The sequence below is a fragment of the Nonomuraea sp. NPDC049269 genome, assembly GCF_043197155.1.
GTDB lineage: Bacteria > Actinomycetota > Actinomycetes > Streptosporangiales > Streptosporangiaceae > Nonomuraea.
In genome coordinates, this window is sequence record NZ_JBICSO010000008.1 from 304,381 (window position 1) to 324,923 (window position 20,543).

Genomic DNA, 20,543 nt, shown 5'->3' on the forward strand with positions numbered 1-20,543 from the left:
GGCATGAAGATCTGGGTCCCTTCTGATGCCGTTGCCGAGGTTTTGACCGATCTGCCCGGGGCGGAATGCGATGTTTATGACGGTACGGGGCCAATTCCTGATGGCATAGGCGAGGTGGAGGTGTGGATCCCGCCGCTGGTCACGGTCGCGGATGTGCCGGACCTGCTGGCCGCGATGACCTCGCTGCGCCTCGTACAGACCGTCACCGCGGGGGTGGAACCGTACCGGCCGCACATGCCCGAAGGCGCGGTGCTGTGCAACGCGCGCGGCGTGCACGACGCCGGCACCGCCGAGTGGGCGGTCGGCGCGATGATCGCGGTGCTGCGGGAGTTCCCGGGCTTCGTCGACGCGCAGCGCCAGGGGGAGTGGACCTACCACCACACGGACGTGCTGGCCGACTCCAAGGTGCTGATCGTCGGCTACGGCTCCATCGGCGCGGCGCTGGAGCGGCGGCTCGACGGCTTCGAGGTCGAGATCGTCCGGGTGGCCAGGAGCGCGCGTGACGGCGTGCACCCCTTCGACGAGCTGCCCGCGCTGCTGCCGGACGCCGACGTCGTGGTGCTGCTCGTGCCCGCCACGCCGGAGACGGCCGGGATGGCCGACGCCGGGTTCCTGGCCCGGATGAAGGACGGCGCGGTACTGGTCAACGCGGCGCGCGGCGGTGTCGTCGACACCGACGCCCTCGTCGCGGAGCTGAAGACCGGCAGACTGCGCGCCGCGCTCGACGTGACCGCGCCCGAACCGCTGCCGGCGGGCCACCCGCTGTGGAGCGCGCCCGGCCTGCTGATCACCCCGCACGTCGCGGGCAGCACCCCCGCCTCAGGGCGGCGCATGCTGCGGCTGATGCGCTCGCAGCTCCTCCGCTATCTGTCCGGTGAGCAGCTGAACAACATCATCACCGACGCATATTGAGAGGATTCCGGAACGTGGCTGGCCCGTGACCTTCGGTGCGTACGGTTGCCTCTAACCGAGACTTCCTGACTAGCTGTCAAGTGAATCTTCGGGGCAATTGGTCTGTGTGGTTATCAGATCGGTGACGACATCGCCGTTGTCACCACCTGCACACCCGCAAACGCACACACTGACGATGTGATCGACCGGACTTCGGCGATCACTGAGACAGTGTTCGAGACGGGATGGGCTAACGACTGTGATCCGCTGGCGTGATCCACGGGCACCACTGGCCGCCGCGGCGGCGTTCGGTGCGGCGGGGTTCGCGGCTGCGCTCCTTGCGGGCGGCCCGGCTCTGCTCACCGGCGCGATCGCCGGACTGCTCGCGGCGCTGCTCGCCGCCGCCTCGCTCCTGGTCGCCTCGATCAAGCTGGGCGAGCACCGCTCGACCGCGATGGGCACCCGCTGGATGGGCAGCGGTGCCATCGTCTGGGCCACCGGGGTCGGTGTCCGCCCGATCGTCGACAGTTCCAGCGTCGCGGTGAGTTTCGCGGACCTGCTCGTGCTGCTCGGCGGGGTGCTCACGGCGGGCGGAGTGCTCATCGCGGCCCGGCGCAGGCTGCCCGCCACGGTGATGCTGCGGCACGTCACCGGCGCCTACCTGTGCGCCGCCTCGCTCTTCGTGATCGCCTGGGTGGTGCTGCTGCGGCAGGTCTACGCCGACGCCGCCGACCCGGCGATGTTCACCTTCGCCATGCTGCCGCCGATGATCACCCTGCTGGTGACCTGCGCCGTGATCCCCTCCGTCATCACGAGCCGGAGCGCGGCCTGGCCGCTCGGCCTCGCGGGCATCGGCGTGCTCGCCACCACCACGGTCGCCGGGGTGGCCGCCGCGATCGCGCGCCTCGCCGGCGGTGTTCCGCCGACGTGGAGCATCATGATCGCGCCCGTGGCGTTCCTGCTCCTGGCCGCCGTGCCCTGGGGGCACCGCCCGGCCGACCCGGACGCCCGCCCGGACCGCAGCGCCATCGGCAACCTGATCGCGATGGTGCCGATGGCGCTGGTCGCCGTCGCGACCTGCACGCTGCTCGTGCACCTGGCGGGCGGGCAGGCGCAGACCCCGGTCACCGGCGTCGTCGTGCTCATCGCCTCGGTGGTCCTGCTCCTGGTCATCCGGTTGTTCGTGCTCGCCGCGGCCAACATGCGGCTGCGCAGGCAGGTCTCGCTCGGCGACCGGCAGCTCAGGGAGCTTGCCGAGAGCACCGGCGATGTGGTGCTGATCTGCGACTACGAGGGCGTGGTGTACGAGATCGGCGCCGGGGTCGAGGTGACGTACGGCTACCGCCCCGAGGAGCTCGTCGGCGGGACGATCTTCGACTACATCCACCCGGAAGACGTACCCGGCATCCAGGCCGCGCTGCGCGCGATGGGCCTCGACGACGAGGGCGCCACCTCCGGCGCCTGCCTGATCGCCTGCCGCGTACGCGCGGCCGACGGCACCTGGCGGCCCACCGAGTCCGTCGCCACCCGCCACGTGGGCGGCGAGGACCAGCTACTGGTGACCATCAGGGACGTGAGCGACGAGGAGGCCTTGCGCAACCAGGTCGCCCACCTGACCTTCCACGACGGCGTCACCGGGCTGCCCAACCGCTCCTACTTCGAGGAGCGCACGCGCGAGGTGCTGTCCGGCAGGATGTCTGGCAACGTCGCGGTCATCTTCCTCGACCTCGACGGGTTCACCTCGGTAAACGACTCCGTCGGCCACGCCAGCGGCGACTACCTGCTCGGGCAGGCCGCGCGCCGGCTGCGCGGGGCCGTACGCCCCGACGACACGCTCGCCCGGTGGGGCGGCGACGAGTTCGCGGTGCTCCTGGAGACGGGCGGCGAGGCGCAAATAGCGGTCGACCTGGCCGAACGGCTGGTCAGAGCGGTCTCACAGGAGCCGTTCCGGGTGGCCGACCGCGACGTGGCGCTCACCGCGAGCGTGGGCGTGGCCTTCGCCGAGGACGATATGCCCTCCGGCGACCTCATCCGCAACGCCGACGTGGCCATGGCCAGGGCCAAGGAGCTGGGCGGGCGCCGGGTGGAGGTGTTCGCCGCGCAGATGCACGCCGACGTGGTACGCAGGCTGGAGCTGGCGGCCGACCTGCAGCGGGCGCTGATCGAGCACCAGTTCGCCATCGAATACCAGCCGGTCGTCGACCTGGCCACCTCCCGGGTGACCGCGGTGGAGGCGCTCGTGCGGTGGTGGCGCGGCTCGGAGTTCGTGCCGCCCGACCAGTTCCTCGGTCCGGCCGAGGACACCGGCCTGATCGTGCCGCTGGGCGAGTGGATCCTGCACGAGGCGTGCCGCGAGGTGGCCGCCTGGCGGGCCTCCTCCTGGGACATCGGGCTGTCGCTCAACCTGTCGGCCCGCCAGATCACCGCGCCGCGCTTCGTCGAGACGGTCGAGGGGGCGCTCGCCGAGAGCGGGCTGCCCGCCTCCGCCCTCACCCTCGAAGTGATCGAGGAGATGCTCGTCGAGGACGCCGAGGAGACGGTCAAGCGGCTGTCGGAGCTGCGCGCCCTGGGCGTACGGCTGGCCATCGACGACTTCGGCACCGGCTACGCCTCGCTGGCGTTCCTCCGGCAGCTCCCGGTCGACATGATCAAGATCGATCCGTCGTTCGTGTCCGGGCTGGGCCGGGACGAGACGCTGACCCTGCTCACCCGCACGATCGTCCGGCTCGGCCACGACCTGGGCCTCATCGTGGTGGCCGAGGGCATCGAGCGCCCGGAGCAGCTCGAACTCCTGCGGGAAATGGGCTGCACCAGGGGCCAGGGCTTCCTGGTGGCGCGGCCGATGGCGGCTCGCGGAGTGGACTCGCTGATGCGGACCAGTCTCACGGTTTGAGACATGTGTCCACGAAGTTGACACCAGGCCCTCCGGTGGGGCTAAGGTGTGGCCATGCTTCGCAGTGAGATTCTCGTAGTACTTCGCCGGCGCGCGGGCCGATAGCGAAGCACTACCGCCTGCGCGCCGCCCCAGTCCCACCTCCGGTGGATGGGGCATTTTTTATGTCCTTAAGGTGTAGCCACGCAAGGAACGAGCCGATGACCGAACGGATGACAGGTGCACAAGCCCTGGTCAGGGCGTTGGAGCACGTGGGAGTCGACACTGTGTTCGGGATCCCCGGCGGCGCCATCCTGCCCGCCTACGATCCCCTCTACGACTCGACCAAAGTCCGGCACGTGCTCGTACGGCACGAGCAGGGCGCGGGTCACGCGGCCGAGGGGTACGCGCAGGCCACCGGCAAGGTCGGGGTGTGCATGGCGACCAGCGGACCCGGCGCGACCAACCTGGTCACGCCCATCGCCGACGCCTACATGGACTCGGTGCCGATCGTGGCGATCACCGGCCAGGTGGCTAGCGCGGCGATCGGCACGGACGCCTTCCAGGAAGCCGACATCTCCGGCATCACCATGCCGATCACCAAGCACAACTTCCTGATCACCAATCCGCTGGACATCCCCCGGACGATCGTGGAGGCCTTCCACATCGCCTCCACGGGCCGTCCCGGTCCGGTGCTGGTCGACATCTCCAAGGACGCGTTGCAGGCCGACACCACGTTCACCTGGCCGCCGACCATGCAGCTGCCCGGCTACCGGCCGGTGACCCGGCCGCACTCCAAGCAGATCCGCGAGGCCGCGAAGCTGATCGCCGAGGCCAGGCGCCCGGTGCTCTACGTGGGCGGCGGCGTGCACAAGGCGGGCGCCTCGCCCGAGCTGCTCCGGCTGGCCGAGCTCACCAACATCCCGGTCGTCACCACGCTGATGGCACGCGGCACGTTCCCCGACAGCCATCCCCAGCACATGGGCATGCCGGGCATGCACGGCAGCGTCACGGCCGTCGGCGCCCTGCAGAAGTCCGACCTGCTCATCGGCCTGGGCGTGCGCTTCGACGACCGGGTGACCGGCCAGCTCTCGACGTTCGCGCCGCACGCGAAGGTCGTCCACGCCGACATCGACCCGGCGGAGATCTCCAAGAACCGCCACGCCGACGTGCCGATCGTGGGCGACTGCAAGGAGGTCATCACCGACCTGCTCGCCGCCTTCGAGACCGCCGGGCTGGAGGGCGACTACGCCGACTGGTGGAAGCTGCTCAACGGCATGAAGGAGACCTACCCGCTCGGCTACGAGGAGTTCGAGGACGGGTCGCTGGCCCCCCAGTACGTCATGGAGCGGCTCAGCGCCATCGCCGGGCCCGACACCTACTACGTGGCGGGCGTGGGGCAGCACCAGATGTGGGCCTCGCAGTTCATCGACTACGAGAACCCGGGCACGTTCATCAACTCCGGCGGCCTCGGCACGATGGGCTTCGCCGTGCCGGCCGCGATGGGCGCCAAGATGGGCCGGCCGGACAGCGTCGTGTGGGCCATCGACGGCGACGGCTGCTTCCAGATGACCAACCAGGAGCTCGCCACCTGCGCCCTTGAGGGCGTGCCGATCAAGGTCGCGATCATCAACAACGGTAACCTCGGCATGGTCCGCCAATGGCAGACGCTCTTCTACGACCAGCGCTACTCCAACACCGACCTCCAGACGTCACGCCGGATCCCCGACTTCGTCAAACTGGCGGAGGCCTATGGTTGTGTCGGGCTGCGGTGCGAGCGACCGGAAGACGTCGACGCGACCATCAAGAAGGCCATGGAAATCAACGACGTGCCCGTCGTGGTCGACTTCGTGGTCCACCAGGACGCGATGGTCTGGCCGATGGTCGCGGCGGGCACGAGCAACGACAGCATCAAGATCGCCCGGGACATGGCGCCGAAGTGGGAGAGCGAAGATGAGTAGGCATACGCTTTCTGTGCTTGTGGAGAACAAGCCGGGCGTACTGGCGCGTGTGTCGGCGCTGTTCAGCAGGCGCGGCTTCAACATCGACTCGCTGGCCGTGGGCCCGACCGAGCACGACGACATCTCGCGCATGACCATCGTCGTCAGCGTCGAGGAGCTGCCGCTGGAGCAGGTCACCAAGCAGCTCAACAAGCTGGTGAACGTGCTCAAGATCGTGGAGCTCGACCCGTCCCAGTCCGTGCAGCGCGAACTCATGCTGATCAAGGTCAAGGCAGACGCCGACAGCCGCTCGCACGTGCTGGAGCTCGTCAATCTCTTCCGCGCCCGCTGCATCGACGTGGCGGCCGACGCCGTGACCATCGAGGTCACCGGCACCCCCGACAAGCTCGAGGCCTTCGTCAAGGTGCTCGAACCGTTCGGGATCAAGGAGCTCGTCCAATCGGGCATGGTGGCCATCGGCCGCGGCGCCCGTTCCATCACCGACCGGTCCCTCAGGGCACTGGACCGTACCGCCTGAAAGGTTTATGCAAGTGACCGAGATTTACTACGACGACCAGGCCGACCTCTCGATCATCCAGGGGCGTCACGTGGCCGTGCTGGGGTACGGCAGCCAAGGCCACGCCCACGCGCTCTCCCTGCGTGACTCGGGCGTCGACGTGCGCGTCGGCCTCCCCGAGGGCTCCAAGAGCCGCGAGAAGGCCGAGAACGACGGCCTGCGCGTCCTCACGCCCTCGGAAGCGGTCGAGGAGGCGAACCTCACGATGATCCTGGCGCCGGACCACATCCAGCGCCACCTGTACGCCGACCACGTCGCCCCGAACCTCGTCGAAGGCGACGCCCTGTTCTTCGGCCACGGCCTGAACATCCGCTACGGCCTCATCGAGGCCCCCGAGGGCGTCGACGTCTGCATGGTCGCCCCCAAGGGCCCGGGCCACCTGGTGCGGCGGCAGTTCGAGGCCGGGCGCGGCGTGCCGGTCCTCGTGGCGGTCGAGAAGGACGCCTCGGGCAAGGCCCTCGACCTCGCCCTCTCATACGCCAAGGGCATCGGCGGCACCCGCGCCGGCGCGCTGCGCACCACCTTCACCGAGGAGACCGAGACCGACCTCTTCGGTGAGCAGGCCGTGCTGTGCGGCGGCGTGTCGGAGCTCATCAAGGCGGGCTTCGAGACCCTCATCGAGGCCGGCTACCAGCCCGAGGTCGCCTACTTCGAGTGCCTGCACGAGATGAAGCTCATCGTCGACCTCATGTACGAGGGCGGCATCTCGAAGATGTACTGGTCGGTGTCGGACACCGCCGAGTTCGGCGGCTACACGCGCGGCCCGCGCATCATCACGGAGGAGACGCGCGCGGAGATGCGCCGCATCCTGGGCGAGATCCAGGACGGGACGTTCGCTCGGCAGCTCGTGGAGGAGTTCGACGGCGGCCAGAAGGAGTTCACGCGTTACCGCGAGGAGCTGGCCGAGAACCCGATCGAGAAGACCGGCGCCAAGCTCCGCCCGATGATGAGCTGGCTCAAGGCCTAACCAAAGGCCCTCGCTACGCTCGGGCTGTTTTTCTTCAGACGCTACAGGCGAGGTCCTCGTTGGGGGCTTCGCCCAAAGGGCTCGGGCTGTGTTCTGTGGGGGGCTCAGCGCCCCCCACACCCCCACAAGGGCGTGGTCCTCGCTACGCTCGGGCGTTCTGCCCGAGGGCGAGGGCTGCGCCCTCGCGCTGTCGCCCAGGCATTGGCTGTTGGGGCTTCACTCTGATCAGGCCGCAAGAGGCCCCTCACATGTGCTGCTGTGTCGCGAAGGGCTGCCCCTCGCGATTGGGATAACCCCTAGTCAGGCGACACGTACCGAGTGAGGTCCGACGCTGATCGTCACATCGACATGTCCACCGAGTGCGGCCGCATAAGCACGGATGGTCTCCAGCTCCATGGACTCCAGGTCGCCGTTCTCGATCTGGGAAACGCGCGCTTGTGAGATGCCCAGGGCGGCTGCCACCTCGGACTGCTTCTTGCCCAGAGACTTACGCAGCTCCTTGAGGTGGTATCCAGCGACGTACGCGTCCAGGCGCGCGTCTGCGGCGGCCTGGCGCTGTGGCTCGGCCATCTCGGGGTGCAGCCGGTGAGCTTCAGCTTTGATGTCCTGCCAACGGCGTGCGGGGCTCATCGCTTACCCTCTCTGTCTCTCTCGACCGCTGCCTTCTCGGCGAGGTAGTCGGCGTATCTAGCTTTGGCCAGCGGGATCATTTCCTCATACCAGCGTGACCATCTGCCAGCCTTGTCGCCGGCTGCGAGGAAGATCGCTTCTCTGGCCGGGTCGAAGACGAACACGATTCTAATCTCGGTGCGGCCTCGTGAACCCGGACGTAGTTCCTTGAGGTTGCTCATATCGTCGTCGGCCAAGGTGTCTACAAGGGGACGCCCCAAGGTAGGACCGACCTCCGCGAGTCGATCGATCGCCCTCTCGATCAGGTTCGCAGAGTCTGGGTCGCTCTCGCATAGCTTGAGGAACCAAGACTCCACGGGTTCAAGCAGCACGATCTCCCATGCCATGCAGGCAGTATAACTCCTACCTTATGTCTGCGGCTTTCGGTTGCCAGCATGATCACCCACTCCGCCAAGAGATGCACTAGTGACCGACCCGCGACGAAGCCGGTCCGTGCGGAACCGGCTATGGCGACGTCTTGGGCTTGGGAGCCACCCAGAAGTCATCAGGCACCTTCTGATCGGACTCCAAGTTCGTGAACGTGGGGAACTTCTTGGTATTGATCTTCACCGAGGAGAAGTCCACCTCGCGCAGCTCCGCCCGCGAAAAGCCGTTCGGATCGAGGAGCGTTTTCGCCATCTCGCCCATTTGCTGGGCCTCGGTGGCGACGATGGCAAGAGCGGTCGCCTGCCCCATGACATAGGTGATGAGCACGGCGCACATCCCGGTCAGCACCTTGTCCGCGGCACTCGCCAGATACCTCAGGTACACGCGAGCGGTGTACGGCGACGTCAACATCATGGTGAGCGCGTACACGGAGGCGGCTGAGATCGTGACGCCCAAACCGGCCATCGCCTTCCCGAACACCCGGAACGCGAAGACCGTGGTCTCGAGGATTTCCCCCATTTTGTCGAGCGCATCCCGCAGCTCTTCGGTAGAGGTGTGCATGTGGCCCGTCACCCGGGAGAACTCGCGCTGATCGTCGGCGATCCAGCCTCTCCGCGCCGCGGCGGGGAGCCCGTCCAGCGTCTCGACGGGGCGGTCAAGGGCTCTGGCCGCGTTTCTCCAGAGCTTGGCGGCCTTCTCGATCTTGTCCACGTCCATGTTCAGGTTCTCCAGCAAGGAGAGTCCCACCATGGGCATGCCCGCGAAGACGCTGAGCCGCCGGATCGCCAGAAGGGTTGCTCCAGGCGCGATCACTGGTACGTCACCGTGCTCGCCTGCTCGGCCCGCTGCCAGTTGCGGGCACAGGTGGACAGCGCGCTGGACATGTCCCCGGCCGCCTCGCGGCCGTCGTCCAGCGCGTCGACGCAGCCTTCGTACGCCTTGTCGTACGCCGACTTGAAGATCTTCGACAGGGTCACGCCGAAGGTGGCGTCGTCGAGGTCTGCCTCGAGCCAGACGCGTTTCTTGCTGAGCAGGAAGTCATCCCAGATGTCGCTGTAGTGCTCGCTCATCGAGTAGATCGTTTTCGAGGTGATGAAACGTGCTTCTTCCTGGGAAGACATACGGCTCCTCTTGATGTGGTACGTCAAGGTCATCTTTGCGACTCGGCAGACCTTGATCGTCGTGGTTCACCCGATGTTCGGCGGAATGCCACCGTTCGCTGGCGGCCGGTTAAGACAACCTTGATCAACTCGACGCCATGTTCGACGTCACGCCCGAAGAGCTGGAAAAGATCAGTAGGCAGGCCGACGAGGCCATGGTGAAGCTGGGCGAGGCGATGCGCGGGCTCCGTGACGTCACCGGTGAGGCCACGGCGGCGGACGGGAAGATCAAGGCAACGGTGGAGGCCGACGGCCTGGTTCGCGACCTCCGGCTCGACCCGCGTGTGCTGCGGACGATGGGCATCGACGAGCTGTCCGAGGCCATCGTGGCGGCGCTACGCGCGGCCCAGCTGTCCGTCCGCGCGCAGATGGAGGAGCAGGTACGCGCGGTGGGCATCGACCACGCCGCCCCCCTGCCCATGGATCCGGCCGAGGCCCGCGCCCGCCTGAACTCCCTCCAGTCGGACTTCGTCGCCGCCCTTCAGAGCCGCTAGCCGCGAGGTAGAGGTTTCGCCGTCGATCGCCGGCCACTTGACGCTGGCCTGATCCAAGCTGCGGCGAGAAGGTCGCCGGAAATATCGGTTATACCAGGTCGGACGGGCCTTTAATACGCACCGACTGTCTAAAACGGACATTAAATGCGGACCGATTGTCTAAAACGGAACACTTTCCGTGTGGGACAAGTTGCGAGCGCCTTGATCACCCCCTAGTGTGCCTGAGACATGATCGCGTGCTCGGAAGCCTGAAGGGGCTAGGGCCAGTACAGGTATACGGCCTGCACGGGGGACCCGCTCTATGGGGGCATGAATGGCGCTCAGACCGCCTGCGGCGATGGCTGAGGTGGTGGCGACGGTAACGGGATACGGCGTCGTCCCGCGGCCTGTGCTCGTCGGCCTGCTTCCGCCTGCTCCCCGCCGGTCGGTTCATCCATCGGCGATGGAGAGTCCCGTGTGGCCCGCGCGGGTGGACGAGACGCCTGCGGCCGTCGCCGCCTTCGATGGACCTGCCGACGCCCGCCGAGTCCCGAGCAGGCAGGCGGACAAGGCGGACGTGACCTCCATCGAGGGGGACACCCAGGCGAACGACTGACGGCCGCCCCGCTGGATCGGGCTCGCCGTAACCCGCGTAGAACCAAAAAATTGACTCCCCGCGACACAAGCTGTTGCCCCGGAAGTGCGCGCACTCCTGCGTGTCCGATTTAGGAGGATTTGTAGTACCTATGGTTTCGCACTATGAGAAGGTCGGTGGCGCTCTGACCGTTCGCGACCTGGTCGACCGCTTCTACATGCTCGTGCTGGACGAGCCCGAGCTCAAGCCGTATTTCGACGGCATCGACATGCCGCGGCTCAAGCGGCACATGGTCATGCTCCTGTGCTCCGTCCTCGGTGGCCCGGAGGTGTACGAAGGTCATGACTTAGCCGACGCGCACCGGGGTATGGGCGTCACCGGGGAGCACTACGAGAAGGTCGGCGGCCTGCTCGTCACGGTGCTCCGGGACGAGTACGGCGCCGATGAGGAGATCGTGCAGCACGTCGTCACGGTCCTGGGCCAGGTGCGCGGGTCCATCGTGGAGCAGCCCGCAGAGGCAGCCGAGTAAGTGGACACGCAAGCTTTAAAGGACAGCTGGCACCTGGTCGCCCGGTCGGGTGATCAAGTGCCGCTGTTCTTCTACTCAGCCCTTTTCCTGATGTATCCCGAGACGCGCGGCCTGTTCCCGGTGTCCATGGCCACTCAGCGCGACCGGCTCGTCACCGCGTTGGGACGCGTCGTCAGCAATGTCGACCAGGTGGACGACCTGGTTCCGTTCCTCCAGCAACTCGGCCGCGACCACCGGAAGTTCTCCGTGGTCGCGCAGCACTATCCCGCTGTCGGGCAGGCGCTGCTCGCCACCCTGCAGCACTTTCTCGGCGATCGCTGGACTCCCGCCCTGGCCCATGACTGGACGCAGGCGTACGGCCTGGTCTCGAAGGTGATGATCGAGGCGGCCGAAGAGTCGGCAGCCACGTCGCCGCCCTGGTGGGAAGGCGAGATCATCCTGCACGAGGTGCGCGCCCCTGGCATCGCGGTGATCCGGGCCCGCCTGAACTACCCCTACCCCTTCCGCGCGGGGCAGTCCGCGTCGATCTCGCTCGCGCAGCGGCAGAGAATGTGGCGGTTCTACTCCTTCGGCAACGCGCCGCGCCGGGACAACACCATCGACCTGCACGTACGCGTGGTCGACGCGGGCGCGGTCAGCACGGCTCTGGTGCACGGCTCGCAACGCGGCGACATCCTGCGGGTCGGCGCGCCGATGGGCGATCAGCTGACGCTCGACACGAGCCAGCCCAGAGACCTCCTCCTGATCGCCGGTGGCACGGGCCTCGCTCCCCTCAAGGCACTCGTGGAGCAGGTGGCCTACGAAGGGTCGCGCTGCAACGTCCGGCTCTTCATGGGTGCGCGGACATCCCGCGAGTTGTACGACCTCGAGACCCTCTCCAAGATGGACGCCGAGAACCCATGGCTGAGCGTGGTGCCCGTCGTGTCCCATGACAGCTTCTACAGCGGTGAGAACGGCTATGTGGTGGACGTCGCGTTGAAGGCCTGGCGCGGTCAGGATGTCTTCGTATGCGGCTCCGAAGAGATGGTTCAGAGCTCGGTCGCCCGGCTGCTGGACGCCGGCGTGCCGCCCCAGCAAATCCGCTTCGACGAGTTCACCAGTGCCGTAGGTAGGGAGCAGTGATGGGAGAGACGCCCTGGGCACAGAGCCCGTCGAACGCCCGCCAGCCACTCACACCGGATCGGGTGCGGAACAAGGACTTCTCACGCGCCAAGCTCGGAAGCCGCGGCTACAACGTAGATGAGGTACGTAACTTCCTGTATCGCATGGCCGAGGACATTACGGCCAGCGACATGGAGAAGGCCGAACTGCGCGCGGAAGTCGACCGTCTGAAGAACTGGTACAAGGACCACGGCACCGACACCACCAACCCGGGCGGCGCTCAGCAGGCCAGGCTCAACGTCGACGCGGTCAACCTCCTCTCCCGCGCTCAGCAGACGGCGGACGCCCAGATAGCCGAGGCGGAGGACTACGCCCGCCGACTGGTGGGCCAAGCGCGTCAGCAGTACGAGCAGCTGCTCCAGGAGGCGCAGCAGCGCGCGGAGGAGGCCGCCAGCCAGGCGGTCAACGTCTACCGCTCCAGCGGTGAGGTCCATTCGGTCGAAGCCGAGGAACTGGAACGCCGTATCGCCTACCTGCGTACTTTCGCGGAGGTCACCCAGGTCCAGTTGCGCGCGGTTCTCGAAGGACTGGCGAACGAGGTCAACAAGCTGGGCACCCTGCCGGATACGAACCGAAACGTCGCCGCGTACTCCTCGTACTCCTCATTGAGCCAGGACTAGTTCCGGCCGGTCGCGCGCCCGCCGAAACTTGTGGGGTGAAAAGGAACGGGCCAGGGCGATTGATCTTGTTGTGCGGGTTGCCGGGGTCGGGAAAGACGACGCTGTCCAAGCGTCTGGCCGACGAGCTGCCCGCCGTTCGCCTGTGCCCTGATGAGTGGCTGGCTGGGCTGGGCATCGATCTCCACGAGGCGGACGCGCGTGACCGGCTGGAGGGTCTCTTCCGGCAACACGCGTACAGCCTTCTGGGTCTCGGCCAGACTGTGATCTTGGAGTTCGGTTTCTGGGCTCGGGCTGAACGCGATGAGCTGCGGTTGCGTGCTCGCCTGCTCGGTGCTGCAGTCGAACTGCGCTATCTGGATGTGACGCGCGACGAGCTGCTGCGGCGCCTGGAGGCCCGTAATGGGACAGGCGCGCCGGACGCGGCTGTCATCACGAGGAACATGATCGAGCGATGGGCCGAGGACTTTGAGGCTCCCGGCCGGGAGGAGCTCGCTCTCTTCGATCATTGGAACGATCCGCCAGCATGAGCGCGTCGGACCTCCCTTTTTGTCATGCGGGAGAGGTCGTCCGCAAGGGCGAGAGCTGACGATATTGATCAGATCACTTGATAAATCTCTCCGGTCCCCGGCTCGCCCCGCCCTGCGATGATCTTCGTGCATTGTCCCAAGTGGTGAAGGTGAGTCAAAGATGCGTGTACGGACTGCGCTCGCGGGCGCGGGAATCGCCGTTCTGGCCGTCGTCGGACTCGGTCTGCCCGCTCAGGCGGCCGACTGGGTGTCCTACGGGCATTTCCCAACTAAGAAGAAGTGCGTCGACGCGGGCCAGCAGTATGTGCGCGAGAACTTCAACGCGTACAAGTGCACCGAATATCCCGACGGCTGGATCCTCTGGCTCAAGTAGCCTCGCCGCCGGTCCCCGGCTCGCCGGGGACCGGTCATTCGATCAGAACACGACGCCCGCGCTGAGCAGGACGTTGGCGTACGGGGTGAACTCGCCGGCGCGGACGGCCGCCCGCGCCGAGGCGTCGAGCACGTCCAGAAAGGCCGGGCAGGTTCTCTCTGATGGCGAGGTCGGCCCGCTCCGGCGAGGCCAGGTCGGGCCATATGCGCCAATAAGGTGGGCATATGTCGCCGCTCCGCACTCGTATGGCTGCCCGCGACCTCGCCGAACCACACCGCGTCTCGAGCCCGCTCGAGCTGCTCTTCGATCTCACCTTCGTCGCCGCAGCGTCGCAGATCGTGAGCCGGCTCGCCCATGCGACCGAGGAAGGCCATGGCGTGGCGGCGATCGGGCCGTTTCTCATGGTCTTCTTCGCCATCTGGTGGGCGTGGATGAACTTCACCTGGTTCGCCTCCGCGTACGACACCGACGACGTGCCGTACCGCGTCATGACGCTCCTGCAGATGGCCGGCGTGCTCGTGCTCGCGGCCGGGGTGCCCACGGCGTTCGACGGTGACTTCACCATCGTGACGATCGGCTACCTGGTCATGCGGGCCGGGCTGGTGAGCCTGTGGTTGCGCGCGGCGGTCGCGCACCCCGAAGGACGCGCGACGGCGCTCCGCTACGCGATCGGCATCTCGCTCGTCCAGGTGCTCTGGGTGTCCAAGCTCGCGCTGCCGGGCGGCGGGCCGGTCTGGCTGTTCGTCGTGTGCGCCGTCCTCGACCTCGCGGTGCCGCCGATCGCGGAGCGTACGGGATCGACGAGCTGGCACCCGCACCACATCGCCGAGCGGTACGGGCTGTTCACCATCATCCTGCTGGGCGAGAGCGTGCTCGCGGCCACGAACGCGGTGCAGGGCGCGGTCGCGCACGGGCTGAGCGCCGGCCTCGTCGTCATCGCGATCGCCGGTCTCGTCATCCTTTTCGCGCTGTGGTGGATCTACTTCTCCGAGCCCGCCGGCGACGGGCTCAAGGAACGTCGGGAAAGGTCGTTCTTCTGGGGCTATGGGCACTATGTGATATTCGCGGCGCTTGCCGCGCTCGGCGCCGGTCTTGAGGTCGCGGTGGCTTCGGTAGGGGAGGGGGAGCACCACATCGTGGCGGGGGCGGAGGTCGTGGTCGCCTCGGTCGCCATCCCGGTCGTCATCATGCTCGTCCTGTTGTGGGTGCTGCATGCACCCCTGGTGAGCCGTACGGTCGTGCGGCCGGGGGCGATCGGTGTCGCGGTGGTGCTCGTGCTGCTCGCCGCGTTCGTCGCGCCGAGCATCGGCGTCGCCGCGGGACTGAGCGTCATCGCCGCGGTGCTCGTGCTCTTGCTCGTGACGACATTGGCGCGCGAGGAACGCCGATCCCTGCCCGCGTCCACCGCCCTATGAGGCCGGCGGCCGGCGCGGGTCCATGCCGCGCAGGGCGATCACCCTACTGACGTCCCTCCAGAGGAACCTCGACGAACGACGCCGCGAAGGAGTTGCGGGCGATCTGGTCCAGTTGCGCCTCCGTCATGCCCAGCTCGTCGCTGAGCGCCTGGTAGTTGTCCTCGACGTAACCGCCGAAGTACGCCGGATCATCGGAGTTGACCGTGACCAGCAGGCCCTCGTCCAGCATCGCGGGCAGGATGTGGTCCCGCAGCGACGGCACCGTGCGCAGCCGGACGTTCGACAGCGGGCACACCGTCAGCGGGATCCGCTCCTCCCGCAGGCGGGCGACCAGCGACGGGTCCTCCATGGCGCGGATGCCGTGGTCCACCCGCTCCACCTTGAGGACGTCCAGGGCCTCCCACACGTAGTCGGGTCCGCCCTCCTCGCCGGCGTGCGCGACCCGGCGCAGGCCCTCCGCGGCCGCCATGTCGAACACCCGGCGGAACAACGCCGGCGGATGCCCGACCTCGGCCGAGTCCAGCCCGACGCCGATGAAGTGCTCCCGGTACGGCAGCGCGGCCCGCAGCACCTCCTCGGCCTCCGCGGCACCCCGGTCACGCAGGAAGCACATGATCAGGGCCGCCGACACGTCGCTGTCCTTGAGGGCGGCCGACAGCCCGCCGAACACCGCCTCCAGCGACACACCCCTGCTCAGATGCGCCTGCGGGTCGAAGAAGATCTCGGCATGCCGTACACCCTGCGCCCGCGCCCGCCTCAGGTAGGCGGTGGCGAGATCGTAGAAGTCCCGGTCGGTGCGGAGCACGGCCATGTTCTCGTAGTAGATGTCCAGGAACGACTGGAGATCGGCGAAGTCGTACCGGGCCCTGATGGCCTCCGCGTCGAAGGTCGGCAGGTCGATCCCGTTACGCCTGGCCAGCTCGACGACGAGCTCGGGTTCGAGGGTGCCTTCGATGTGCAGGTGGAGTTCAGCTTTGGGCCGCATGTGATCGAGTAAACCCGACAACGCGCCGGCCACGGTATCGTGCGAACCTCCGAACTGTCACTCGTTGACCTGGCATAACATCAGATTCATGAGGCTGGGGGATCTGCTGGGGCGCGACGACCTGGGCCTCGTGCCGGTCACCGGTCACGAAGGGCTCGGCAGGGAAGTGAAACGGGCCTATCCGACGGATCTGCCCGACCCTCGGCGCTACCTGCGTTCCGGCGACCTCGTGCTGACCAGCGGGGTCTGGTACAACCAGCCGTCCGACTGCGAGACGTTCGCCGACGCGCTGTGGACAAGCGACGTCGCCGGCTTGATCGTCGGGCTGGTCGTGCTGGGGGAGCTGCCGGACGCGCTGGTCAAGGCGTGCGAACGCCGCCGGTTGCCGTTGCTCCTGGCCGCGCCCGACCAGTCGTTCGGCGCGATCACCGAGGTGGTGACCGAGGAGGCGTTCGCGGCCGAGCGGCGCAAGGACGAGCAGGCCAGGGCGCAGACGCTGCTCGACCTCCTGGGCACGCAGCGGATCGCGCCCGGTGAAGTCTCGGCCCACCTGCGGCTGCTCGGGGCCGATCCGGGGCTGCCGACCACGGCCATGGTGGTGGCCAGGACGGGCGGCACCGACGAGGACGACGTGCCCGCCATCATGTACGCGCTGGAGCGCAGAGGCCGGCATCTGGTCGTCGGCGGACGGCCCGACGAGGCCATGGTGCTGGTGAATGGCAAGGTGTCGCGCCAGGCGCTGACCGAGGAGCTGCGCCTGCTCGTGACCAACCGGCCGGGGATGCGGGTGGCGGCCGGGATCAGCGACGCGACCGCCAGCGTGTCGCAGCTCGGCGAGGCGTTGGAGACGGCGCGGCGCGGGATGGAGTCGGCCCGCTACGGCGAGGGGCCGGTGTCCGTCATGTCGGTCGCCGACGTCGACAGCCACGAACTCCTGCTGGCCCAGCTGCCCGTGAGCGTGCGCCGCTCGTTCAGGGAGCACCTGCTCGGGCCGATCATCGAGTACGACGCCCGGCACGGCTCCGAGCTGTTGCGCACGCTGGACGTCTTCCTGGAGACGTGCGGCTCCTGGCAGCGGACGGCCGACGAGCTGTATGTGCACGTCAACACGTTGCGCTACCGCATGCAGCGGATCGAGGAGCTGACCGGGCGGCGGATGTCGTCGATGCGCGACCGTACGGACCTGTACCTCGCGCTCAGGTCAGGGCAGCCGGCCCGCGACGAGCCGGCCACGTGAGACCACGGCGACGATGTTCGCCACGGCCAGGTCCGCGATCCGCTCCCAAGGGCGGCCGCGCAGCACGATGAAGTCGGCCCCGAGGCCCGGCGCGATGCGGCCCACCGGCATGCCGATCGAGTCGGCGGCGTCGGAGGTGGCCGCGCGCAGCGCCTCCGGGGCGGACATGCCCAGAATCTCGGTCATATGGACCACCTCGGCGAGCTGATCGCCGAACTGCACGTGGTGCCCGTTGGCATCGGTGCCCAGCACGAAACGGACGCCCAGCCGCGCCGCCTCGGCGAGCAGCACGTTGCGCGTGGCCACCAGCTCGGCGGCCTTGGCCATGGACTCCGCGGTGACCGGGACCCGGCCTTCGGCGATGGCCTCGTTGATCAGCAGGGTCGGCGCGACGGGCGTGCGGCGGGCCGCGAGCACCTCGGCCAGGTCCCGGCTCAGCAGCGTGCCGTGCTCGATCGAGTCGACGTGCTCCTCGACGGCGACGCGGATGCCGTCCTCGGAGTGGGCGTGGGAGGCGACCAGCATGCCGAGCGCGTGCGCCTCGTCGACGACGGCCCTGATCTCCTCGCGCGTGTAGTTGCGCCAGCCGTTCTTGTCGCCGATCGACAGCACGCCGCCGCTGGTGGTGAGCTTGATGCCGTCCATCCCGGCGCGGGCCCAGGTGCGTACGAGCTTGCGGCACTCGTCGGGGCCGTCGGCGGTGGGCTTGCGCTGCGGGATCGCGGGCGGCACGAATAGGTCGTTGTGCCCGGCCGTCATGCCGACCACGCCGTGGACCTGGACCCGTGGGCCGGGCAGCACGCCGGCGTCGAAGGCCCGGCGCAGCGCGATCTGCGCCTCGTCCCCGGCCAGGTCGCGCAGGGTCGTCACGCCGTGGCGCATGGCCCGCTGGGCGTGGGCGACGCCGTGCAGCACCTGCTCGTCGCGGGTGGTGACGAGCGGCCAGGTGGCGAAGTCCGGCGGCGGGCCCTCGCCGGCGTAGCCGATCAGGTGTACGTGCGTGTCGACCAGGCCGGGAAGCGCGCACAGATCGTCGTGCCGCTGCGTGGCGGGCCGTACTTCGCCGATCCGGTCCGGTTCCCAGCTCAGCTCGACCGGGCCCCTGTATTCGGTACCGTCCCAAAGCGGGATTCCGTCAAGTCTCATCTCGTAAAGGACGCTACCGGACGCCCCCGGCCGCTGGAGGGATCTACGGACCTCACCGGGCGCTCTCGTAGGGACCTACAGGGTCCGAAGCGCCGGGGCTGGGCTTTTCCCCACCCGATCATCCCACCCCATGCCGTGACCGGTTTTCCGTCACACGATGGTAATAATCACTGGATAGCTTCCTGACCTGCATGTTCATCGCCGTTCCAAGGAGAATTATGGCTACCCTCGACCGTCGCGCGTTCCTGCGGACGACAGGTCTGGCCGGACTGGCGCTCGGCCTGGCCGCCTGTGGCGACAGCGGAACGTCCGGTGGAAGTGGGAGCGGGTTCGGCGCGGTCAAGATCCAGCTCTCCTGGAAGAAGAACGTCGAGTTCGCCGGCGAGTACTTCGCCGACAGCAAGGGCTACTACAAAGCCGCCGGGTTCTCGCAGGTGGAGCTGCTGTCGGGCGGTGGCTCCGGCACCTCGGTCGAGTCGGGCCTGACCACCGGCCGCTGCTGGATCGGCCTGTCGACGCCGACCATCACCGCGCCCGCCGTGCTCCAGGGCGCGCCCCTGAAGATCGTCGGCGCGACCTTCCAGAAGAACCCCTTCGCCATCGTCTCCCTCGGCAAGAACCCGATCAAGGACCCCAAGGACCTGGCCGGCAAGAAGATCGGCGTCCAGGACTCCAACGAGCTGGTCTGGAACGCGCTGCTCAAGGCCAACAACCTCGACCCGTCGAGCGTGACGCGGGTGCCGTTCCAGTCCGACCCGTCGATGCTGACCTCCGGCCAGCTCGATGGCTATGTCGGCTTCGTCACCAGCGGCCCGGTGCGGCTGAAGATGCAGGGCGTGGACGCGGCGCACATGCTGTTCGCCGACCACGGGCTGCCGCTGGTCGCCGAGACGTTCACGGTGACGCAGGAGACGATCGACAAGGAGCGCGACAAGCTCAAGGCGTTCCTCACGGCCGAGATCAAGGGCTGGAAGGACGCCGTCGCCGACCCGGCCAAGGCGGCGGAGCTGGCCGCCAAGACGTACGGCAAGGACCAGAACCTCGACGTCGCCGAGCAGACCGAGGAGGCCAAGATGCAGAACGAACTCGTCGTCACCCCCGACGCCAAGGCCAACGGCCTGTTCACGATGACCGCCGAGCTGATCGAGCAGAACATCGCCTCCCTCGCCAAGGCCGGGCTGACCGTCAAGGCCGAGAGCCTCTTCGACCTGACGATCCTGGACGAGATCTACAAGGCCGACGCGAGCCTCAAGCTCTCATGACCGGCATCGGCATCACGGGGCTGAGCAAGACGTTCAGCAGAGGGCTGACCGCGATCGAGCACATCGACCTGGAGACGCCGAAGGGCTCCTTCCTGTCGCTGCTCGGCCCCTCGGGCTGCGGCAAGTCGACCGTGCTGCGCATCCTGGCCGGGCTCGAACAGCCCACCACCGGCGAGATCCGGGTCAACGGCGAGACCCCCGAGGAACTCCGCAGGAGCCACCACCTCGGCATCGCCTTCCAGGACTCGGCGCTGCTGGCCTGGCGCAGTGTCGCGGCCAACATCCGGCTGCCGCTGGAGGTCGCCGGGCTCAAGCCGGAGCCCGGCGTGATCGACGACCTGATCAAGCTGGTCGGCCTGCAGGGCTTCGAGAAGGCGCGGCCCGCCGAGCTGTCGGGCGGCATGCGGCAGCGCGTGTCGATCGCCCGCGCGCTGGTGGTCAAGCCCAGCGTGCTGCTGCTGGACGAGCCGTTCGGCGCCCTGGACGACATGACCCGCCAGCGGCTCAACCTGGAGCTGCTGCGCATCTGGACCGAGAAGCCCGCCACCACGTTGATGGTCACCCACGGCATCGGTGAGGCGATCTTCCTGTCGGACGTGGTGGCCGTCATGAGCCCGCGCCCGGGCCGGATCGTGGAGCTGGTGGAGATCGACCTGCCGCGCCCCCGTGTGCCGGAGATGATGCGGACACCGGAGTTCCACGCCATCCACGACCACCTCAGCGACCTGCTCTTCGGGCAGGGCTCGTGAAGGGGGAC

General features: G+C 67.9%; 23 protein-coding genes. 16 read left to right on the forward strand and 7 right to left on the reverse strand.

The genetic code is table 11. The features are described 5' to 3' along the window. The first annotated feature begins 114 nt into the window (after window positions 1-114). From ACGFNP_RS40815 to ilvC, 5 genes are all read left to right on the forward strand, one after another. Window positions 115-912 carry a 2-hydroxyacid dehydrogenase gene (locus ACGFNP_RS40815; RefSeq protein WP_393328051.1) on the forward strand — a complete coding sequence of 266 codons (798 nt, stop codon included), beginning with the start codon at window positions 115-117 and terminating at the stop codon, window positions 910-912. A 238-nt stretch (window positions 913-1,150) separates the two neighbouring features. After that, complete coding sequence (locus ACGFNP_RS40820) at window positions 1,151-3,784, forward strand: putative bifunctional diguanylate cyclase/phosphodiesterase (protein WP_393328054.1); 2,634 nt, start codon at window positions 1,151-1,153, stop codon at window positions 3,782-3,784. Window positions 3,785-3,984: 200 nt separating this feature from the next. After that, a complete protein-coding gene (locus tag ACGFNP_RS40825; protein WP_358323334.1) occupies window positions 3,985-5,724 on the forward strand; it encodes an acetolactate synthase large subunit in 1,740 nt (579 codons plus the stop codon). Beyond that, window positions 5,717-6,241 carry an acetolactate synthase small subunit gene (gene ilvN, locus ACGFNP_RS40830; protein ID WP_358323331.1) on the forward strand — a complete coding sequence of 175 codons (525 nt, stop codon included), beginning with the start codon at window positions 5,717-5,719 and terminating at the stop codon, window positions 6,239-6,241. Before ACGFNP_RS40825 ends, ilvN begins: the two co-directional genes overlap by 8 nt. Window positions 6,242-6,263: 22 nt before the next feature. Continuing rightward, window positions 6,264-7,247 carry a ketol-acid reductoisomerase gene (gene ilvC, locus ACGFNP_RS40835; protein ID WP_358323597.1) on the forward strand — a complete coding sequence of 328 codons (984 nt, stop codon included), beginning with the start codon at window positions 6,264-6,266 and terminating at the stop codon, window positions 7,245-7,247. A gap of 300 nt (window positions 7,248-7,547) precedes the next feature. On the opposite strand, the gene ACGFNP_RS40840 is transcribed toward ilvC, so the two are convergent. From ACGFNP_RS40840 to ACGFNP_RS40855, 4 genes are all read right to left on the reverse strand, one after another. Beyond that, a complete protein-coding gene (locus ACGFNP_RS40840) occupies window positions 7,548-7,877 on the reverse strand; it encodes a helix-turn-helix transcriptional regulator (RefSeq protein WP_358323329.1) in 330 nt (109 codons plus the stop codon). Beyond that, the gene (locus ACGFNP_RS40845; RefSeq protein WP_393328059.1) at window positions 7,874-8,263 is read right to left on the reverse strand and encodes a type II toxin-antitoxin system RelE/ParE family toxin; all 390 of its coding nucleotides are present in this window, start codon (window positions 8,261-8,263) and stop codon (window positions 7,874-7,876) included. The genes ACGFNP_RS40840 and ACGFNP_RS40845 overlap by 4 nt, the downstream gene beginning before the upstream one ends. 118 nt (window positions 8,264-8,381) lie before the next feature. Then, window positions 8,382-9,116 (reverse strand): WXG100 family type VII secretion target, encoded by a 735-nt coding sequence (locus ACGFNP_RS40850; RefSeq protein WP_393328062.1) that lies wholly within the window; start codon window positions 9,114-9,116, stop codon window positions 8,382-8,384. Further along, window positions 9,113-9,424, reverse strand: a complete 312-nt coding sequence (locus ACGFNP_RS40855; protein WP_393328064.1) for a hypothetical protein — start codon at window positions 9,422-9,424, stop codon at window positions 9,113-9,115. Before ACGFNP_RS40855 ends, ACGFNP_RS40850 begins: the two co-directional genes overlap by 4 nt. 137 nt (window positions 9,425-9,561) lie before the next feature. On the opposite strand from ACGFNP_RS40855, the gene ACGFNP_RS40860 reads away from it, so the two are divergent. The 7 genes from ACGFNP_RS40860 to ACGFNP_RS40890 all read left to right on the forward strand — a co-directional run bounded on the left by ACGFNP_RS40860 (window position 9,562) and on the right by ACGFNP_RS40890 (window position 13,741). Further along, window positions 9,562-9,957 carry a YbaB/EbfC family nucleoid-associated protein gene (locus ACGFNP_RS40860; protein WP_393328066.1) on the forward strand — a complete coding sequence of 132 codons (396 nt, stop codon included), beginning with the start codon at window positions 9,562-9,564 and terminating at the stop codon, window positions 9,955-9,957. A gap of 442 nt (window positions 9,958-10,399) precedes the next feature. Further along, complete coding sequence (locus ACGFNP_RS40865) at window positions 10,400-10,552, forward strand: hypothetical protein (RefSeq protein ID WP_358323315.1); 153 nt, start codon at window positions 10,400-10,402, stop codon at window positions 10,550-10,552. 130 nt (window positions 10,553-10,682) lie between these two features. Beyond that, entirely contained in the window at window positions 10,683-11,060 is a 378-nt protein-coding gene (locus tag ACGFNP_RS40870) for a group 1 truncated hemoglobin (RefSeq protein ID WP_393328069.1), read from the forward strand. Continuing rightward, window positions 11,061-12,182, forward strand: a complete 1,122-nt coding sequence (locus ACGFNP_RS40875; RefSeq protein ID WP_358323309.1) for a globin domain-containing protein — start codon at window positions 11,061-11,063, stop codon at window positions 12,180-12,182. Further along, window positions 12,182-12,841 carry a DivIVA domain-containing protein gene (locus ACGFNP_RS40880; protein ID WP_358323307.1) on the forward strand — a complete coding sequence of 220 codons (660 nt, stop codon included), beginning with the start codon at window positions 12,182-12,184 and terminating at the stop codon, window positions 12,839-12,841. The genes ACGFNP_RS40875 and ACGFNP_RS40880 overlap by 1 nt, the downstream gene beginning before the upstream one ends. Before the next feature lie 35 nt (window positions 12,842-12,876). Beyond that, a complete protein-coding gene (locus tag ACGFNP_RS40885; RefSeq protein ID WP_393328073.1) occupies window positions 12,877-13,368 on the forward strand; it encodes an AAA family ATPase in 492 nt (163 codons plus the stop codon). Between the two features lie 160 nt (window positions 13,369-13,528). After that, window positions 13,529-13,741, forward strand: coding sequence for a hypothetical protein (locus ACGFNP_RS40890; RefSeq protein WP_393328075.1), 213 nt, complete (start codon window positions 13,529-13,531; stop codon window positions 13,739-13,741). A gap of 42 nt (window positions 13,742-13,783) precedes the next feature. On the opposite strand, the gene ACGFNP_RS40895 is transcribed toward ACGFNP_RS40890, so the two are convergent. Next, window positions 13,784-13,873: an RbsD/FucU domain-containing protein gene (locus tag ACGFNP_RS40895; RefSeq protein WP_393328078.1), complete on the reverse strand. Its 90-nt coding sequence runs from the start codon at window positions 13,871-13,873 to the stop codon at window positions 13,784-13,786. A 92-nt stretch (window positions 13,874-13,965) separates the two neighbouring features. Here ACGFNP_RS40895 and ACGFNP_RS40900 point away from each other — a divergent pair, with 92 nt between their 5' ends. Next, window positions 13,966-15,156, forward strand: a complete 1,191-nt coding sequence (locus tag ACGFNP_RS40900; protein WP_393328081.1) for a low temperature requirement protein A — start codon at window positions 13,966-13,968, stop codon at window positions 15,154-15,156. A 43-nt stretch (window positions 15,157-15,199) separates the two neighbouring features. Here the strand turns inward: ACGFNP_RS40900 and ACGFNP_RS40905 are convergent, their stop codons facing one another. Beyond that, a complete protein-coding gene (locus tag ACGFNP_RS40905) occupies window positions 15,200-16,141 on the reverse strand; it encodes an adenosine deaminase (RefSeq protein WP_393328084.1) in 942 nt (313 codons plus the stop codon). 88 nt (window positions 16,142-16,229) lie between these two features. Here ACGFNP_RS40905 and ACGFNP_RS40910 point away from each other — a divergent pair, with 88 nt between their 5' ends. Next, a complete protein-coding gene (locus ACGFNP_RS40910) occupies window positions 16,230-17,378 on the forward strand; it encodes a PucR family transcriptional regulator (RefSeq protein WP_393328087.1) in 1,149 nt (382 codons plus the stop codon). Here ACGFNP_RS40910 and ACGFNP_RS40915 read toward each other — a convergent pair. Beyond that, window positions 17,343-18,524, reverse strand: a complete 1,182-nt coding sequence (locus ACGFNP_RS40915) for an amidohydrolase family protein (protein ID WP_393328090.1) — start codon at window positions 18,522-18,524, stop codon at window positions 17,343-17,345. The two genes, ACGFNP_RS40910 and ACGFNP_RS40915, sit on opposite strands and share 36 nt — an antisense overlap. A 218-nt stretch (window positions 18,525-18,742) precedes the next feature. Between ACGFNP_RS40915 and ACGFNP_RS40920 the strand changes: the two genes are divergently transcribed. Both ACGFNP_RS40920 and ACGFNP_RS40925 read left to right on the forward strand, forming a co-directional pair. Then, entirely contained in the window at window positions 18,743-19,786 is a 1,044-nt protein-coding gene (locus ACGFNP_RS40920) for an ABC transporter substrate-binding protein (protein ID WP_358323294.1), read from the forward strand. Then, entirely contained in the window at window positions 19,783-20,535 is a 753-nt protein-coding gene (locus ACGFNP_RS40925; protein WP_358323292.1) for an ABC transporter ATP-binding protein, read from the forward strand. Before ACGFNP_RS40920 ends, ACGFNP_RS40925 begins: the two co-directional genes overlap by 4 nt. Window positions 20,536-20,543: the final 8 nt, after the last annotated feature.

Excerpts from the sequence above, each read along its gene's own strand:
- ACGFNP_RS40855 (WP_393328064.1), bottom strand. The coding sequence starts at position 9,424 with ATGTCTTCCCAGGAAGAAGCACGTTTCATCACCTCGAAAACGATCTAC.
- ACGFNP_RS40880 (WP_358323307.1), top strand. The coding sequence starts at position 12,182 with ATGGGAGAGACGCCCTGGGCACAGAGCCCGTCGAACGCCCGCCAGCCA.
- ACGFNP_RS40825 (WP_358323334.1), top strand. The coding sequence starts at position 3,985 with ATGACCGAACGGATGACAGGTGCACAAGCCCTGGTCAGGGCGTTGGAG.
- ilvN (WP_358323331.1), top strand. The coding sequence starts at position 5,717 with ATGAGTAGGCATACGCTTTCTGTGCTTGTGGAGAACAAGCCGGGCGTA.
- ACGFNP_RS40920 (WP_358323294.1), top strand. The coding sequence starts at position 18,743 with ATGGCTACCCTCGACCGTCGCGCGTTCCTGCGGACGACAGGTCTGGCC.
- ACGFNP_RS40915 (WP_393328090.1), bottom strand. The coding sequence starts at position 18,524 with ATGAGACTTGACGGAATCCCGCTTTGGGACGGTACCGAATACAGGGGC.
- ACGFNP_RS40925 (WP_358323292.1), top strand. The coding sequence starts at position 19,783 with ATGACCGGCATCGGCATCACGGGGCTGAGCAAGACGTTCAGCAGAGGG.
- ACGFNP_RS40860 (WP_393328066.1), top strand. The coding sequence starts at position 9,562 with ATGTTCGACGTCACGCCCGAAGAGCTGGAAAAGATCAGTAGGCAGGCC.
- ACGFNP_RS40845 (WP_393328059.1), bottom strand. The coding sequence starts at position 8,263 with ATGGCATGGGAGATCGTGCTGCTTGAACCCGTGGAGTCTTGGTTCCTC.
- ACGFNP_RS40890 (WP_393328075.1), top strand. The coding sequence starts at position 13,529 with ATGCGTGTACGGACTGCGCTCGCGGGCGCGGGAATCGCCGTTCTGGCC.
- ACGFNP_RS40910 (WP_393328087.1), top strand. The coding sequence starts at position 16,230 with ATGAGGCTGGGGGATCTGCTGGGGCGCGACGACCTGGGCCTCGTGCCG.
- ACGFNP_RS40840 (WP_358323329.1), bottom strand. The coding sequence starts at position 7,877 with ATGAGCCCCGCACGCCGTTGGCAGGACATCAAAGCTGAAGCTCACCGG.
- ACGFNP_RS40865 (WP_358323315.1), top strand. The coding sequence starts at position 10,400 with ATGGAGAGTCCCGTGTGGCCCGCGCGGGTGGACGAGACGCCTGCGGCC.
- ACGFNP_RS40870 (WP_393328069.1), top strand. The coding sequence starts at position 10,683 with ATGGTTTCGCACTATGAGAAGGTCGGTGGCGCTCTGACCGTTCGCGAC.
- ACGFNP_RS40900 (WP_393328081.1), top strand. The coding sequence starts at position 13,966 with ATGTCGCCGCTCCGCACTCGTATGGCTGCCCGCGACCTCGCCGAACCA.
- ACGFNP_RS40905 (WP_393328084.1), bottom strand. The coding sequence starts at position 16,141 with ATGCGGCCCAAAGCTGAACTCCACCTGCACATCGAAGGCACCCTCGAA.